The sequence below is a fragment of the Neptuniibacter marinus genome (assembly GCF_001597725.1).
GTDB classification, from domain to species: Bacteria; Pseudomonadota; Gammaproteobacteria; order Pseudomonadales; family Balneatricaceae; genus Neptuniibacter; species Neptuniibacter marinus.
In genome coordinates this window covers 292,402-306,877 of the sequence record NZ_LUTR01000002.1, presented here as the reverse complement: position 1 = coordinate 306,877, position 14,476 = coordinate 292,402, and the positions used below count along the sequence as shown (strand labels likewise).

Genomic DNA, 14,476 nt, shown 5'->3' with positions numbered 1-14,476 from the left:
CAGCCACGGTGTCGCATAATGATCCCCGTGGCTGTGGGTGTTATTTTTCCAATTCGCTGAGTTCTTCTTCTAAACGTTCCAGAGCTTCTTGTTGTTCTATCCACTCAAGTTCTGTTATTTCTGCTTGTTGCTTTAAACTAGCTTGTTGCTGCAGGAGCTCTTTCAGTTTGTTTTTATTTACCGCTTCGTAGATTGAGCTTTCACTGAGCGCCGCTTCTATTGCTGTTAACTGCTCGTGTTGTTTCTCCATATCAGCGTCGAGTTTTTCAATTTGCTTCTTGATAGGTCGTAGTTGATTTCTACGTTCCGCGGCTAAGCGTTTTTGCTCTTTTCGTTCAGTTGCCGAGAGAGATTTTTTCTCGTCCGTTTTTTCCCTAGAGAAGGCGTCGGCTTCAGCCTTTTGGTCTTGGCGTTTCTGTTCTAAAAGCCAGTTTTGATAATCATCTAAATCACCTTTAAATTCTGATACTTGGCCATTAGCGACCAATAAGAACTCATCAACAGTATTCCTAAGCAGGTGGCGGTCATGGGAGACTAAAATGAGTACCCCCTCAAATGATTGCAGGGCGAGTGTGAGCGCGTGACGAACTTCAAGATCGAGATGGTTGGTCGGCTCATCCATTAATAATAGATTCGGCTTTTGCCAAGCGATCATAGAGAGGGCAACACGTGCTTTTTCACCGCCGGAGAAATTCTGTACAGGCTCTAATGCTCGATCGCCTATAAAACCAAAGGAACCCAAAAAATTGCGGATTTCTTGCTCTGAAGCATTGGGCGTTATCCGTTTGATATGGAGTAGAGGGGATGCCGCCATATCTAAAGCTTCAAGCTGATGTTGGGCAAAATAACCTATTTGTAAATTATCACTCTCCTGACGCTCCCCATTGCAGAGCGCTAAGTCACCAACCAAGGTTTTAACTAAGGTGGATTTGCCTGCGCCATTAGGGCCAAGCAGGCCAATACGTGTTCCCGGTGTTAGAGAAAGCGAACTTTTGTTGAGTACCGTTTTTCCATCATATCCACATTCAGCATCGGATAATGTGAGCAAGGGTGAGGACATCTTATCAGAAGAGCAAAACTGAAAACTGAAAGGGCTATCAATGTGCGCAGGTGCAATCTTCTCCATGCGCTCTAGCTCTTTTATACGGCTTTGTGCTTGTTTTGCTTTTGTCGCTTTTGCACGAAAACGGCGGACAAAATCTTCTACTTCGCTAATTCGCTGCTGCTGTTTAACGAAGGCCGCTTGTTGTTGAGCTAAGCGCTCTGCTCGTTGGCGTTCAAACGCTGAGTATCCACCTTTATATAGCAGCAACTTCTTCTGTTCTACATGGGTAATATGAGTGACAACATTATCCAAAAAGTCGCGGTCATGGGAGATAAGAATAAGCATCCCAGGGTACTGTCGAAGCCACTGCTCTAGCCAGATTGTGGCATCTAGGTCTAAATGGTTGGTGGGTTCATCGAGTAACAAAAGGTCAGAAGGGCACATCAATGCTTGAGCTAGATTTAAACGGATTCTCCAACCCCCTGAAAACTCTTTCACGCCGCGGGTAATATCGGTATGGCTAAAGCCTAGTCCAGCCAGTAGCTGTGCTGCGCGAGATTCAGCGGTATAGCCATCGAGATTATCTAGCTCTGCATGTAACTCGCCAATGCGGGTATGTTGATGCTCTTTTTCCGCGAGGGCTAATTGGTTTTGGACTTTACGCAGTTCAATGTCACCGTCTAGCACATACTCAAGCGCTGATCTATTCGATGTAGGGACTTCTTGAGCCATATGGGACATACGTAACCCCCCTGGTAGCTCTAAATCGCCACTATCACAGTGGAGTTCTCCTAGAATCAGTTTGAATAGCGAGGTTTTACCTGCACCATTGGCACCCACAAGCCCTACTTTCCAGCCAGGATGTAGTGTTAAATCGGCCTGCTCTAGCAAAATGTTATGGCCGCGTTGTAAGCTTACTTTTTGTAATTGAATCATGGCGGCGGATTTTAACATACAGATGCAATTGAAAAACGATCTATGGGACTTTGCGCTCAATTTTTATCAACAACCCGGTATTGAATCGGCTTGTTTGTTACTACAAGATCAATTTGGCTTGAGTATCAATCGGGTTATCTATGCCGTTTGGTGTGGCTGCCAAGGTGAAAAAGCTGAGGTTGGAGCAAGTGATGCTGCTGATCAATGGCAGCTTGAGGTTACAGGTGCATTGAGGAATATACGCTTTCGTGTGCGAGAGCAGAAGGTTGATTGTGGAGAATTCGCTGAATGTTATGATAAATTGAAACAAGCTGAACTTGCCTGTGAGCAGGTTGAATTGGCTCTGTTATATCAGCAAAAGAGAGTTTATGTGCAGCCGAAAGGCTCACGCTATTTAGTACAAAGTAATCTTGAGCATTATATAGCAGCAGTAAATGTTGAATTGAGTCCCGAGCTTGAATTAGCCATTGGACCTATTTTTTCAGCACTAAATCACTATTATGAATAAATGGGGTGGTTTACGAGTGAACTTTGCGGTTTAATCGTGGACTAAGCAACACTGAAGTGGACTGGAAAGACGTTTGCATTGGCCCTTAAATGGTTTTGGTTATTAGGAAGTTATCTATGAATACGGACTTCCAATGAATAATAAATAAGGATAAGAACAGATGAAACAAACTTTATTAGCGGTTGCTCTTAGTGCCGCGTTAATCTCTCCAGCTGTCACAGCGGTAGAACTAAAAACTGAAGAACAGAAAGTTAGCTACAGCGTTGGATTAATGGTAGGCGAGCAACTTAAAACGATTTCTAATCTTGATTTTGATACTTTCATCACAGCAGCCAAGACGACTTATGCTGGTGAAGAGCCACAGCTGACACCTGATCAAGTTGGAGAGGTTATGAAAGCTTTCCAAGAGCGTCAAGTTGCCGAACAGAAAAAGAAATTTGATGAGTTAAGCCAAAATAATCTGGAAAAAGGTAAAAAGTACCTTGCAGAAAATGGCAAAAAGAAAGCTGTCAAAACAACTAAATCAGGTCTTCAGTATGAAGAGCTAACGGCGGGTAAAGGTAAAAAGCCAACGGCTGAAGATATAGTAAAAGTTCATTACCGTGGTACGTTGATTGATGGGACTGAGTTTGATAGTTCTTATGCGCGTAAAGAGCCTGTTTCTTTCCCTCTGAATGGTGTTATTCCAGGCTGGACTGAAGGTCTACAGCTTATTAAAGAGGGTGGTAAAGCACGCTTAGTTATTCCATCTGAGCTAGCTTATGGACCCGGTGGTATGGGCGGTGCTATTGGACCGAACGAAACACTGATCTTTGAAGTGGAGTTACTTGAAATTAATCCAAAAGCTGAAGAAGCAAAAGAAGAAGCTAAATAACCTCTTCTCTTTGGATTAATAAAAAAGGCCGCAACATTATTAACAATGTTGCGGCCTTTTTTGTTATGTAGTGCGGGGGGCTTTTATCGAACTGTTATTTCAGTTCGTTCATTATGCCATTAGAGGCAAGGGCATAATATTTCCCTTGGCCAAAGCCAACGGCATAGACTCCAGCTTGCACTGGGCCGTAGGCGTCTCTGCGGTGAACTCTCCAGCTTTTTAACTCTTCCCCAGTGGTTACATCCCATAATTGCACTAAACCTGAGGCGGTACCTGTGAGTAGTTGCTGGCTGTCAGGGGAAAAACGGGCACTGAGATAGCTGATTCTCTTTTGAGAAAAACTAGCGATGTTGCTCAGTGTATGAATTTCATTACCTGAATCAATATCCCAGATAATCGCTTTATCCAAACTACCTGAACTAAAGGCCGTTTTTTTATTAGGTGAAAGAGCAACGGTATCGACTACATTTCCTAAGGTTAGCTCTTGTAGTAGTTCGCCGGTTTCAACACTCCAGAGTTTGACTTTGTAAGCGTCTGATCCCGTTAAAGCTAAAGAACCATCATCGCTTAGATCGACGCTCCTTACTCTTGCATCATGGCGAAATGTCCGTTTAACCCCACCTCTTTTCACATCAAAATAAACGGCGGTATGGTTAGCTAATCCTAAAAGAGCATAATTGCCATTGGGTGATAGATCCATTTGCATTATTTCGGCTGGAGAGCTCCAGAACCCTTCTGCCTGACCTGTGCTTAGGCTCCAAAGAACAAGATTCTGTTGGTCCGCTGTGGCGGCATAACTCTCTTCAGGAGAGAAGGCGGTCGCGGCAATAATAGAAGGTGTATTTGCTCGATGATTCCAATTGTAGAGACGCTCGTGGTTGTCGAGTTCCCATAAACTTCCACCGTGATCGAATGAGCCGATCACGCTGTAGGTTCCTTCTGTGGATATGCTTGCCGTGTACGCCCCTCGGAGGGCGTACTCTTTCCATGCTGAGGGTGCATCGCCGCTGTCACACCCTGCAAGGACGAGTAAACCACTAGCGGCTAGAATAGATTTTACGACACGCGGCATGATTTAATCCTTACTCAGCCACTACAGCATCTTGATGAGAAGTATGCAGTACAGCGATCATTTTATCTTCTAACTCAAAACGTTCCTCTAATGCTTCACCGAGTTTAGATAAATTCTCAGAGAACTCTCTGATTGTCTGTACGGTCGGCTCAGATAAAGTCGAAAAATCATCATTGAAGTCTAGAGCAATGTCCGTACTTACCTGAATTTTAGGTAAGAGTTCTTGACCCTCTTCTAAACTACCGTCAGCGAAGTCACTGCCTTCAAGTAGTAGCTGTTCATAAACTTCAAAGTGCCCAGAAGAGAGGTAATCCATCATTACTTGGCAGAAGGTTTGAACACGTAGATTGAGTTCATCATCGATTGGTTGTTCAGGTAGATGGACAAATAGGCTGATCAATCGCTGCCGTCCCTCTAACCAATTATCAATAATTTCGCTGACACCGCCCCAACGTTCCTTAGCGCTCTTACATTTTTCTAACATTATGCGCTCCTTTGCTGCCTTTAATTTAGGCAGTCATATAAGAATAAGTTTGTAACAATACTTTTGCTCTTTGGTTTAACCATCATATTCCTAAGCTGTTTCAAGGCGCAACAGCCATTGTCTGAAAAACGCATTTTTATTGAGTTGCTTCATGGTTCCAGTGCTATTTTTCTGTACTTGAGTGAAAATATTCTCCAGAGCGGCTGTTGGGCATTACCTGAGCGGGTTATACTCGGAATATTGTTGGATTTTACGGGGCGATAAATGTTTAAACGACTGGCTTTATTAATGGTATTGGTTTTTTCTGTGCAGTTGGCTTGGGCTGAAGGTGATACAGAGAAAACAGTTGAAGATTATGTGAACTATATCGAATTGAAGTCATTCACAACGAACTTGGATGGTGTAGGTAAACCTCGTTTTCTTAAATGCGAAGTAACAATTCAAGTTTCGAGTGAATCGGCACATCATGCGGTTAATGCTCACATGCCGCAAATCAGAAATGATTTGGTCTTTTTGTTAAGTTCTCAAAATGATGAAACGGTTGGGACGATTGAAGCACAAAATATATTGGCTAAAAAAGCGTTGAAAGTCGTACAGGATGTTCTCATTGCAGAAGAAAGCGAGAGCTTTGTGTCTGACCTGTTTTTTACCAGCTTTGTTGTTCAGTAAGCTTATATATTGTTCGTTGGAATAAAAAATGCTGGCTAAGCCCGCATTTTTTATTCCAAGATATAACTCTTTAATTTGACATGTATTCAGCTAGATAACTATCGAAATCTTGGCTGTCAGTCGCTTCAATCTCACGCTGTTCTTGCAGAGAGTCACCTTGCATATCTCTCAGTTTAACTTCCATGTTCTGATCAATAGGGTCAGACAAGAGCGCTTGTTTATGCAGTTTGGCTTGTTGCATAACAAATTCGCTATGACTTAGGTTTTGCTCACGCATTACTTTTAGTACTTGTGCTGAAGGAGTGAGTTCTGGATTGTCTAATTTCTTTTGTTGTTCTTGTACCGATTGTACGTAGTTCGTACTTCCGTAAGCTTCATCCAATAGAGCGGCTGTTTGTTGCATCTTTAGCAATAGTTCACTACCCCATTGGTCTAGAGCGATCTCCTGATCATTTTTGAGAAGCGTTAACCCTGGTTCTCGGCCTCGGCTAACAACGCGCTGGTGGTTTTCACTAATCTGATCGCACTCTTCGGTGCTAATCTCTCTTTCTTCCATTAGAAGGCAAGTTAGCAAGAAGGTGTCTAAGAAATCAGCTTGGCATTGATCTATACCTAGAGGTAAAAATGGATTTATATCGGTATTACGTACTTCGATATATTCCACGCCGCGAGCAATCAATGCGTGTACAGGCTTTTCGCCAGATTGTGTCACACGCTTAGGACGGATATCGCTGTAATATTCATTCTCAATTTGCAGTACGTTAGCGTTTAACTGTTTGTACTGCCCATCGACCTTAACACCTAAGCTTTCATAAGGTTCGTAGGGTGTGCGGATCGCTCGGTTCAGTGAGCTAGCATAAGTATGTAAGTGGTTAAAGCAGATATTAAGGCCCGCTTGTGCTTTGTTGGAATAACCCAAATCACTCATGCGTAAAGAGGTTGCATAAGGCAGATAGAGGGTATCTCCTGATAAGCTCTCTAGTGCGTGTTTCTTCCCTTTTAGGAAAGAGCTACAAAGCGCAGGTGATGCACCAAATAAATAGATTAATAACCAAGAGTAGCGGCGAAAGTTTCTTATAAGGCTAAAATAGGAGGCTGATCTGAACTCTTGCAGGGAGCCGCTATCGCCCATGTAGGTTTGGAGTATCGGCCAAAAGTCGGTAGGCATTGAAAAGTTATAGTGAATACCGGCAATGGTTTGCATCATCTTACCGTAGCGGTTTTCTAAACCTACGCGATAGATGTATTTCATCTTCCCAACATTGGAATCGCCGTAACGGGCAATTGGAATTATTGATTCATCTAAAAGGTGGCATGGCATACTGGCTGGCCAGATCAGCTCTTCGTCCAAATTTTGGTAGGTGTAGCGATGTAGATCCGCCAAAAATTGTAATGCATCAGATGACTGCTCAAAGACTGGGGTAATAAACTCCAGTAACGACTCAGAATAATCCGTAGTTATATATTCGTGAGTAAGAGCAGCCCCAAGGGCTACAGGATGAGAAGTTTGTGCGAGTTCTTTATCAAGATCTACACGTAAACCTTCTTTCTCTAAACCATGCTGAAGCTGAGTTAATAAATTAACGTGGCCACTTTCTTTTAACCAGCTGAGCTTCTGCTGTAGTTGGGAATAGGATGTTGTGGAAGACAAACGCTGATCCTTTAAGTCACTCATTGAAGGGGGGCATTATAATTGAGCAAACGCTAAATTGCTGCAATGAAACGAATTGTTCGCAATATTGACCGGATTTAAATGAAATAATTCATTAGAGCAGGTAAAGAAAATACCTGCTCTAATGAAAATGGCTCAGGGTACGCTTAATACCTGCATTGAGTTGGTGCCGCCATCTTTTCCTAAAGTTGCGCCACGGGTAAGGATAACAAGATCGTCGGTTTGGAGTAGATTACGTGCTTTGAGACCTGCAAGGACTTCGGTATTAAGTTTATCCTCGCTGATCTGGGTTGCATCAAAGAAGATCGGTTCAACACCTCGATAAAGTGCGGTGCGGCGCATAGTTCTTTCATTGCGAGTTAGCGCAAATATAGGTAAGCCCGAGCGGATACGTGACATCCATAATGGAGTAGACCCTGATTCTGTTAGGCAGATTATCGCTTTTACACCGATGAGATGGTTAGCCGTATACATTGCAGACCGTGCGATAGTTTCGTCAAAACGTTCCATTTTTATGGAGATATTTGTCTCCATTGGGCGTGCTATTTGATGTTTCTCCGCGCCTTGGCATATAGAGGTCATTGATTTAACGACTTCTATAGGGTGTTGACCTGCTGCGGTCTCTGCTGACAGCATGACGGCATCGGTTCCATCAAGGATAGCGTTAGCAACATCGAAAACTTCTGCACGGGTAGGCATTGGGTTTTCGATCATAGACTCCATCATCTGTGTTGCGGTAATGACAAAGCGGTTTAGTTCTCTGGAGCGTTGAATCAGATGTTTTTGTACACCGATAAGTTCCGCATCCCCAATTTCTACTCCTAGATCACCACGGGCAACCATAATACCGTCACAGGCAAGGATTATTTGATCTAGCGCTTCATTGCTGGCAACGGTTTCTGCACGTTCAATTTTAGCAATTATCTCCGCACGGCTTCCCGCTTCATCCAATAATCTACGGGCTTCGTGCAGGTCTTCTGCATTACGAGGGAACGATACGGCGATGTAGTCCATATCGATTTCGCCAGCAACTTTAATATCTCTTCTGTCTTTTTCTGTTAGGGCGGCAGCAGAAAGGCCACCGCCTTGACGGTTGATGCCTTTATTATTTGAAAGTGGGCCGCCAATCACAACTTCTGTCAGAATTCGGCTTCCATCAATGCTCAAAACTTTGAGCTGCACGCGGCCATCATCTAACAGCAAAATATCTCCAGCCGAACTGTCTTCTGGAAGCGCTTTATAATCAATTCCAACTTGCTGTTGGTTGCCATCTTGGTTGCCGAGTTGTGCATCTAATGTGAATTGATCACCTTTCTTAAGAGTAATGCGATCATCTTTGAAACGAGCAATACGAATTTTTGGACCTTGCAAATCACCAAGTATTGCGATGGATAATCCCAGTTTACGTGCTGTTTTTCTAATGTCACTGGCTCTTTTTCGGTGATCTGCTGCGCTGCCATGGGAGAAATTTAGGCGGACTGTGTTTACCCCATTACGAAGAATCTCTTCCAATACACCAGGCTGGTCAGTGGATGGGCCTAAAGTGGCAACAATTTTTGTACGTTTCAACATGAGAAAAATTTGCTCCGTATTTGAGAAACATTAGACTCTAGTATAGTGCTACTAAGTGTACGAATTAAGTATTTCTAGATACTAAGTATAAAAAGAGCTTTAATAAACGAGCAGATAACCTCACTGGCCATAAATTTATGTCTCATATTTTATCGACAACTTGGCGTCGTTACCGATTGCTATTCGTGACCTTTCTGGTTTCTACTTTTGTCGTTGTTGTTGTGCAAACAACCTTAATCAGTCGTACTCAAGGGCTGGATGAGCTACAGCATCGTTCTAGTGCTGATTTAAACCGTTATATTTTGAGCCTTCAGCAAAAGTTGGATCGCTATAAAGACCTACCTAAACTTTTATCATCTCATTCTACTTTGACCGATGCGCTTCAATGGCCGGATAATTTATCGACACAGCGGGCTAATATCTATCTGGAACAGGTTAATCAATCGATCAATGCTGCAGATGTGTATTTGATGAATAACCTCGGGCTAACTATTGCTGCAAGCAATTGGGCGAATGAGCGCTCTTTTGTAGGTAAGAACTATGCGTTTAGGCCCTACTTTAAAGATGCCATGGAAGGAAAAGTAGGGCGTTATTTTGCGTTAGGCTCTGTGTCGAAAAAAAGAGGCTATTACTTTTCCTACCCAGTTTACGAGCATCATCAAATTGTTGGTGTCGTGGTTGTTAAAATTGATTTAAATGAGATTGAATCGGATTGGACAGACCCTGATTTAGACATCTTAGTAACAGATGAAGATGGGGTGATTTTTATATCAACTCAGACCGACTGGAAGTTTCGAACCCTTAAACCTTTATCTCAACAAGCGGTTCAGCGAATAGCAGAAAGTTTAAGGTACGGGGATCACCAATTAACAGCCCTAGATATTATTGAGAAAAAAGAGCGTGAAGAGGGCGGTACACTCGTCACACTGGTGGATGGGGATAGGATCAATAACGAAGCCTTAGACGGGGTTCAAGCGAAAGAATTTCTTCTACAAAGTAGAGACTTAGAAGATAGCGGTCTTACGGTTGTTGTCTTAGCGAGTACTAAGTCTGTCAAAGTTAAAATGTTTTATACCGCTTTGACTATAGGGTTTATCTTTATCGCCTTAGTTTTGTTGATCATGGTATTACTGACTCGACAGCGTATTACTCGGGAGCGGGCACGTTTTAAATTACTGGAAACAAAAGCACTAGAAGAGAATGAAACGAGAGTTAGGGCGATAATTGATAATACCCAAGCGGGCTTGATTACCTTAGATGCTCAAGGGCGGATTGAAAGCATGAACTCTATGGGTGAGAAGCTATTTGGGTATGATGAGGTCAATGTTAGATCTGAATATATCAGTAAACTCTTAGCCCAAGAAGATAGAGCAATCTGTTGGCAGCATCTGACCGCATCAGATGAGGATCGTCAAAGTGAGTTATTCACCGAGGCGCGGGGCTTACGTAAAAACGGTTCGGTTTTTCCAATTGAATTAATTATTGGGCATATGGATTATGGTGCGATTAAACGGTTTATTGTCACGATCCACGATATTACGCAACGTAAGCAGTATGAAGAGGAGCTGAAGCATGCTCGAGAGCTTCTTGAACACCGTGTTGAAGAGCGAACGGCTGATCTAACAGATGCGAATAGAAAGCTGTTGGAAGAGGTTGAAAAACATCAGAATACACAAGATGAGTTGATTCAGACGGCAAAACTGGCGGTATTAGGGCAGATGTCAGCTGGTATTAACCATGAGCTTAATCAACCGCTAACGGCTATTCGTACTTATGCTGATAATGCACAGGCTTTTCTTAAGCTAGGGCGTACGGATACGGCTGAAAAGAATTTGAATGAGATAAGTAAATTAACGGAAAGGATGGCTAAAATTATCCATCCATTGAAAGAGTTCTCACGAAAAACGTCAGGAAATGCTGAACCTGTCTGTCTTAAAAACGTACATGATGGGGCTATGTCGATAATGTATGGCCGCCTTAATAAGGTAAAAGCCCAGGTTAACTGGCCACATGACTTAGATCGTAGTTATGTAATGGGTGATACTGTGCGTTTAGAGCAAGTGCTAGTGAATCTGATCAGTAATGCGCTTCAGGCGATGGAAAGCGAACAGGCCCCCGTGGTTGATATCGAACTATATAACGAACCAAAGTGGACGGTTCTACTGGTGAGAGACCATGGGCTAGGGGTTCCTGAAGATGATTTAAATCGAGTTTTTGAACCGTTTTATACAACAAAAAAAGCAGGGCAAGGTTTAGGTTTAGGGCTATCAATCTCATTCCGAATTATTGAAAGTATGGGAGGGCAATTATCAGTAGAGAATCATCCCCAAGGTGGTGCTGTCTTTAAGATTTGTTTACCTATAGCTCAAGCACCTGATAATGTTATTTCTTAAAATAGATAGTTGGAATCTTATATGAGTGATCAGAGTCCCCTGCCCATTATTCTTGTTGATGATGAGAAGCATATCCGTTTGGCAGCGGGGCAGGCTTTAGAGCTTGGAGGGTATGACGTTACGGCGCTAGAAACAGCCGAACAAGCGTTGAATATTATTACATCTGATTGGCCAGGGATTTTAATTACCGATATCAATCTACCCGGTATAGATGGTTTAGATTTGATGAAGCAAGTGGTGGCTTTAGATGCCACGCTGCCCGTTATTTTGATTACTGGACATGGTGATATATCTATGGCTGTAAGCGCAATGCGTGACGGTGCTTATGACTTTATAGAAAAACCCTTTTCCTCTGAGCTGTTGCTTGATGTGGTACGTCGAGCTATAGAAAAGCGTCATCTTATTATTGAAAACCGTCGTCTAAAGCAGGAGCTTGAAGCGCAAAGTGTGCCGGGCCCTCGAATTATTGGTAAAACAGGACCTATTGCCCAAGTACGAAACTTAGTGCATACCATAGCGGATACCCCCGCTGATATTTTGATTTTAGGTGAAACCGGTACAGGGAAAGACCTACTCGCGCGTTATATTCATGAACATAGTTATCGTAGCGATAAAAATTTTGTAGCGATTAATTGTGGTGCGGTGCCTGAAAATTTAATTGAGTCAGAGCTGTTTGGGCATGAGAAAGGTGCGTTTACTGATGCTAAGGCTCGACGGATCGGAAAATTTGAATATGCCAATGAAGGTACTCTATTTCTCGATGAGATAGAGAGCATGCCGATGACTTTGCAGATTAAGTTATTGAGGGTATTGGAAGATAGGTCAATAGAGCGCTTAGGCGCGAATGAAATTATACCTCTGGATCTGCGTGTAATCGCCGCCACTAAAGTGGATTTAAAGGAAGCGGCGGAGCGAGGTGAATTTAGAGAGGATCTGTATTATCGCTTAAATGTAGTGCGGGTTGATATTCCAGCCTTACGTGAGCGTAGAGATGATGTTGGCATGTTATTTCAACATTTTGCCTTAATAGCATCTTCTCAATATGGCCGAGAGGTACCTTTATTATCCCCTGAACGGATGCATAGTTTAATGATGCATGATTGGCCTGGCAATGTGCGTGAGTTGCGTAATTTGGCTGAACGCTATGTATTACTCGGGGAGAGCTGTTCATTCGATTTTGAAAATAGGCCGATTACTGATGTTAACGCAAGCAACCATATGACCTTGCCTGATAAAGTAGACCAATTTGAACGTATGTTGATCCAAGCTGAGTTATCTCGTTGTGGAGGGTCTATCAAAGAAACATTAATCAGCTTAGGTCTACCAAGGAAAACACTGTACGACAAAATGAAGAAATATGGCCTAGATAAGAAAGATTTTAAATAGCTCGAATAAGTGAAACTAAGTTGTTTGTACTGAGTTAGATCGCTGTTATGAGATCCCATATACTAAAAAGCCCCTATAAAATTCAGGTTTAGGGGCTTTTGGGTTTGCAGTATTTTTAAAGTTTGAACTTCTGCACCATAGATTCCAGCTGCCCAGCTAAAGTATTCAGTTCATGGGCCACTTGATTTAGTTTTCCAGCACGGGATGAGGTTTGTGCAGCTGTTCGAGCAATCTCTTGGACGCTTGTATCTACGCTAGACGTCATCACTGTTTGCTCTTTTGCTGAAGATGAAACCATATGGTTCATATCGTTGATCCTACGTACCTCGTCAGAGATCTTTGTAAGAGCCACAGAGGTCTCTTGTACTTTTGTGACACCCGCCTCAGCGCTAATATGTGCTTGATCCATGACCGTTACTGCGTCTTTAGCATTTTCTTGCAGTTCTTCGATAATGGTATTGATCTCTTCCGTGGAGGAGCGCGTTTTACTGGCTAAAGTACGCACCTCATCTGCAACTACGGAGAAGCCACGGCCTTGCTCACCAGCGCGTGCTGCTTCGATTGCGGCGTTAAGTGCGAGGAGGTTGGTTTGCTCTGCTATTTTTTGAATTACCTCTAGAACAGTGCCGACACTCTGACTTTGTTGGTCAAGTTTGTTGATAACTTCGAGAGCACGATCAATGTTATTTTTTAGCTGCTCGATGGCATTCAGTGCCTGCTCGGTGATGAGGGTACCTTCTTGGCTTTGTTTTAATGCCATATCAGAAGCTGAAACTGTGTTGCTGGCATTCGTATCTACATTTTGGGTGGATATTTCCATCTGTTCCATTGCAACCGCAACCGCATCGGTTTGTACCTGTTGGCTATGAACTGCGCTATTCGCTAAGTCGGCAATATCATTAATCGAGGTGCTTGATGTACTTAGTTGGTGAACGGTGGAACTTACTTTGCTTAAACTGCCGTGGAAATCTTCCAACATGACATTTAGAGAGTTAGACATCATGCCTATCTCATCTTTGGAGTTGACCTCGATTCTGAGCTTAAGGTTAGAATCTTTATGGATGGTATTAATAGTGTTACCCATTTTGCGTACAGGGCGGATAACCAGGTGACCCAAAAGTAAACTGATAAGGATGAGTCCGCCAATGAAGAGCACTAGCTCTGTGACGGCAACGCTAATTAGATTGCTACGAATGGTGTTATCTAAATTTTCAAAAGAATAGGTTACGCGTACTGCACCTAAAACATTACCCTCTTCCGTTTGGTGGCAGAGTAAGCAGTTGGTCCCTTTGTAATCAGATAGGGCTTTCATAGGAGTAATAATCGTGAGGCGGTGTCCTTGCGTATCATTAACCTCCTCAACTATATGTTCGCCACCCATTGCTCTAAGATCAAGCTCATCTTCAATTTTTGAATCCGCGGTGCCTGGGCCGTATATGTTGGAGACTATATCCCCACGAATAATCCTTGCTTCCAACACATCGGGGTTCGCTAAAATCTTTTTTTGTAGCGCTCCACGATTCGACATTGCGCCACTGAGCATCAGTATATTTATACTGTCAAAATAGGAATCTGCTGTATCGCTGGTGTTCTTTTTTACTACTTCTGAAACTAGTCCCGATTCACTTCTATAGATGGCGGTTAGGGAGCTGACTAAGATAATAAGAAAAACAGCCGCTAATGAGAGGTTTACTTTTGTTTGAATTGAAAGGCCATCTAGTTTCACACTCTAGCTCCTGTTTTTCATAGGTTTAGGGATCATATTAGCTGTATATTTATACTAAGGTGAAGTGATATTTTCGTATACCGCTTATAGCTCAATAAGATAGATGCAGATCAAACAACTATAGGAAAAGGTTTTGCGT

At 42.8% G+C, this 14,476-nt stretch carries 11 protein-coding genes; 5 read left to right on the top strand and 6 right to left on the bottom strand.

All coding sequences use genetic code 11. The features are described from left to right. Positions 1-40 precede the first annotated feature (40 nt). Positions 41-1,981, bottom strand: a complete 1,941-nt coding sequence (gene abc-f / locus A3774_RS03375) for a ribosomal protection-like ABC-F family protein (protein ID WP_067863340.1) — start codon at positions 1,979-1,981, stop codon at positions 41-43. 22 nt (positions 1,982-2,003) lie between these two features. Between abc-f and A3774_RS03370 the strand changes: the two genes are divergently transcribed. Further along, complete coding sequence (locus A3774_RS03370; RefSeq protein WP_197467999.1) at positions 2,004-2,489, top strand: TIGR02444 family protein; 486 nt, start codon at positions 2,004-2,006, stop codon at positions 2,487-2,489. Positions 2,490-2,649: 160 nt separating this feature from the next. Next, positions 2,650-3,363: an FKBP-type peptidyl-prolyl cis-trans isomerase gene (locus A3774_RS03365; RefSeq protein ID WP_067863090.1), complete on the top strand. Its 714-nt coding sequence runs from the start codon at positions 2,650-2,652 to the stop codon at positions 3,361-3,363. A 94-nt stretch (positions 3,364-3,457) separates the two neighbouring features. Here A3774_RS03365 and A3774_RS03360 read toward each other — a convergent pair whose 3' ends face one another. Both A3774_RS03360 and A3774_RS03355 read right to left on the bottom strand, forming a co-directional pair. Beyond that, positions 3,458-4,435, bottom strand: a complete 978-nt coding sequence (locus A3774_RS03360; protein ID WP_067863087.1) for a WD40 repeat domain-containing protein — start codon at positions 4,433-4,435, stop codon at positions 3,458-3,460. Positions 4,436-4,445: 10 nt separating this feature from the next. Further along, the gene (locus A3774_RS03355; RefSeq protein ID WP_067863084.1) at positions 4,446-4,919 is read right to left on the bottom strand and encodes an Rsd/AlgQ family anti-sigma factor; all 474 of its coding nucleotides are present in this window, start codon (positions 4,917-4,919) and stop codon (positions 4,446-4,448) included. A 264-nt stretch (positions 4,920-5,183) separates the two neighbouring features. On the opposite strand from A3774_RS03355, the gene A3774_RS03350 reads away from it, so the two are divergent. Next, entirely contained in the window at positions 5,184-5,588 is a 405-nt protein-coding gene (locus A3774_RS03350; RefSeq protein WP_067863081.1) for a flagellar basal body-associated FliL family protein, read from the top strand. Between the two features lie 70 nt (positions 5,589-5,658). Here the strand turns inward: A3774_RS03350 and gshA are convergent, their stop codons facing one another. Both gshA and pyk read right to left on the bottom strand, forming a co-directional pair. Then, positions 5,659-7,263, bottom strand: a complete 1,605-nt coding sequence (gene gshA, locus A3774_RS03345; RefSeq protein ID WP_067863074.1) for a glutamate--cysteine ligase — start codon at positions 7,261-7,263, stop codon at positions 5,659-5,661. A 132-nt stretch (positions 7,264-7,395) separates the two neighbouring features. Then, entirely contained in the window at positions 7,396-8,832 is a 1,437-nt protein-coding gene (gene pyk, locus A3774_RS03340; RefSeq protein ID WP_067863071.1) for a pyruvate kinase, read from the bottom strand. Positions 8,833-8,969: 137 nt separating this feature from the next. Here pyk and A3774_RS03335 point away from each other — a divergent pair, with 137 nt between their 5' ends. Both A3774_RS03335 and A3774_RS03330 read left to right on the top strand, forming a co-directional pair. Then, entirely contained in the window at positions 8,970-11,225 is a 2,256-nt protein-coding gene (locus tag A3774_RS03335; protein ID WP_082792332.1) for an ATP-binding protein, read from the top strand. 21 nt (positions 11,226-11,246) lie between these two features. After that, the gene (locus A3774_RS03330; RefSeq protein ID WP_067863068.1) at positions 11,247-12,611 is read left to right on the top strand and encodes a sigma-54-dependent transcriptional regulator; all 1,365 of its coding nucleotides are present in this window, start codon (positions 11,247-11,249) and stop codon (positions 12,609-12,611) included. 115 nt (positions 12,612-12,726) lie between these two features. Here A3774_RS03330 and A3774_RS03325 read toward each other — a convergent pair whose 3' ends face one another. Then, positions 12,727-14,337, bottom strand: a complete 1,611-nt coding sequence (locus A3774_RS03325) for a methyl-accepting chemotaxis protein (protein ID WP_067863065.1) — start codon at positions 14,335-14,337, stop codon at positions 12,727-12,729. Positions 14,338-14,476 lie beyond the last annotated feature (139 nt).

Excerpts from the sequence above, each read along its gene's own strand:
- A3774_RS03355 (WP_067863084.1), bottom strand. The coding sequence starts at position 4,919 with ATGTTAGAAAAATGTAAGAGCGCTAAGGAACGTTGGGGCGGTGTCAGC.
- A3774_RS03365 (WP_067863090.1), top strand. The coding sequence starts at position 2,650 with ATGAAACAAACTTTATTAGCGGTTGCTCTTAGTGCCGCGTTAATCTCT.
- A3774_RS03330 (WP_067863068.1), top strand. The coding sequence starts at position 11,247 with ATGAGTGATCAGAGTCCCCTGCCCATTATTCTTGTTGATGATGAGAAG.
- A3774_RS03370 (WP_197467999.1), top strand. The coding sequence starts at position 2,004 with ATGCAATTGAAAAACGATCTATGGGACTTTGCGCTCAATTTTTATCAA.
- pyk (WP_067863071.1), bottom strand. The coding sequence starts at position 8,832 with ATGTTGAAACGTACAAAAATTGTTGCCACTTTAGGCCCATCCACTGAC.
- A3774_RS03350 (WP_067863081.1), top strand. The coding sequence starts at position 5,184 with ATGTTTAAACGACTGGCTTTATTAATGGTATTGGTTTTTTCTGTGCAG.
- gshA (WP_067863074.1), bottom strand. The coding sequence starts at position 7,263 with ATGAGTGACTTAAAGGATCAGCGTTTGTCTTCCACAACATCCTATTCC.
- abc-f (WP_067863340.1), bottom strand. The coding sequence starts at position 1,981 with ATGATTCAATTACAAAAAGTAAGCTTACAACGCGGCCATAACATTTTG.
- A3774_RS03360 (WP_067863087.1), bottom strand. The coding sequence starts at position 4,435 with ATGCCGCGTGTCGTAAAATCTATTCTAGCCGCTAGTGGTTTACTCGTC.
- A3774_RS03335 (WP_082792332.1), top strand. The coding sequence starts at position 8,970 with ATGTCTCATATTTTATCGACAACTTGGCGTCGTTACCGATTGCTATTC.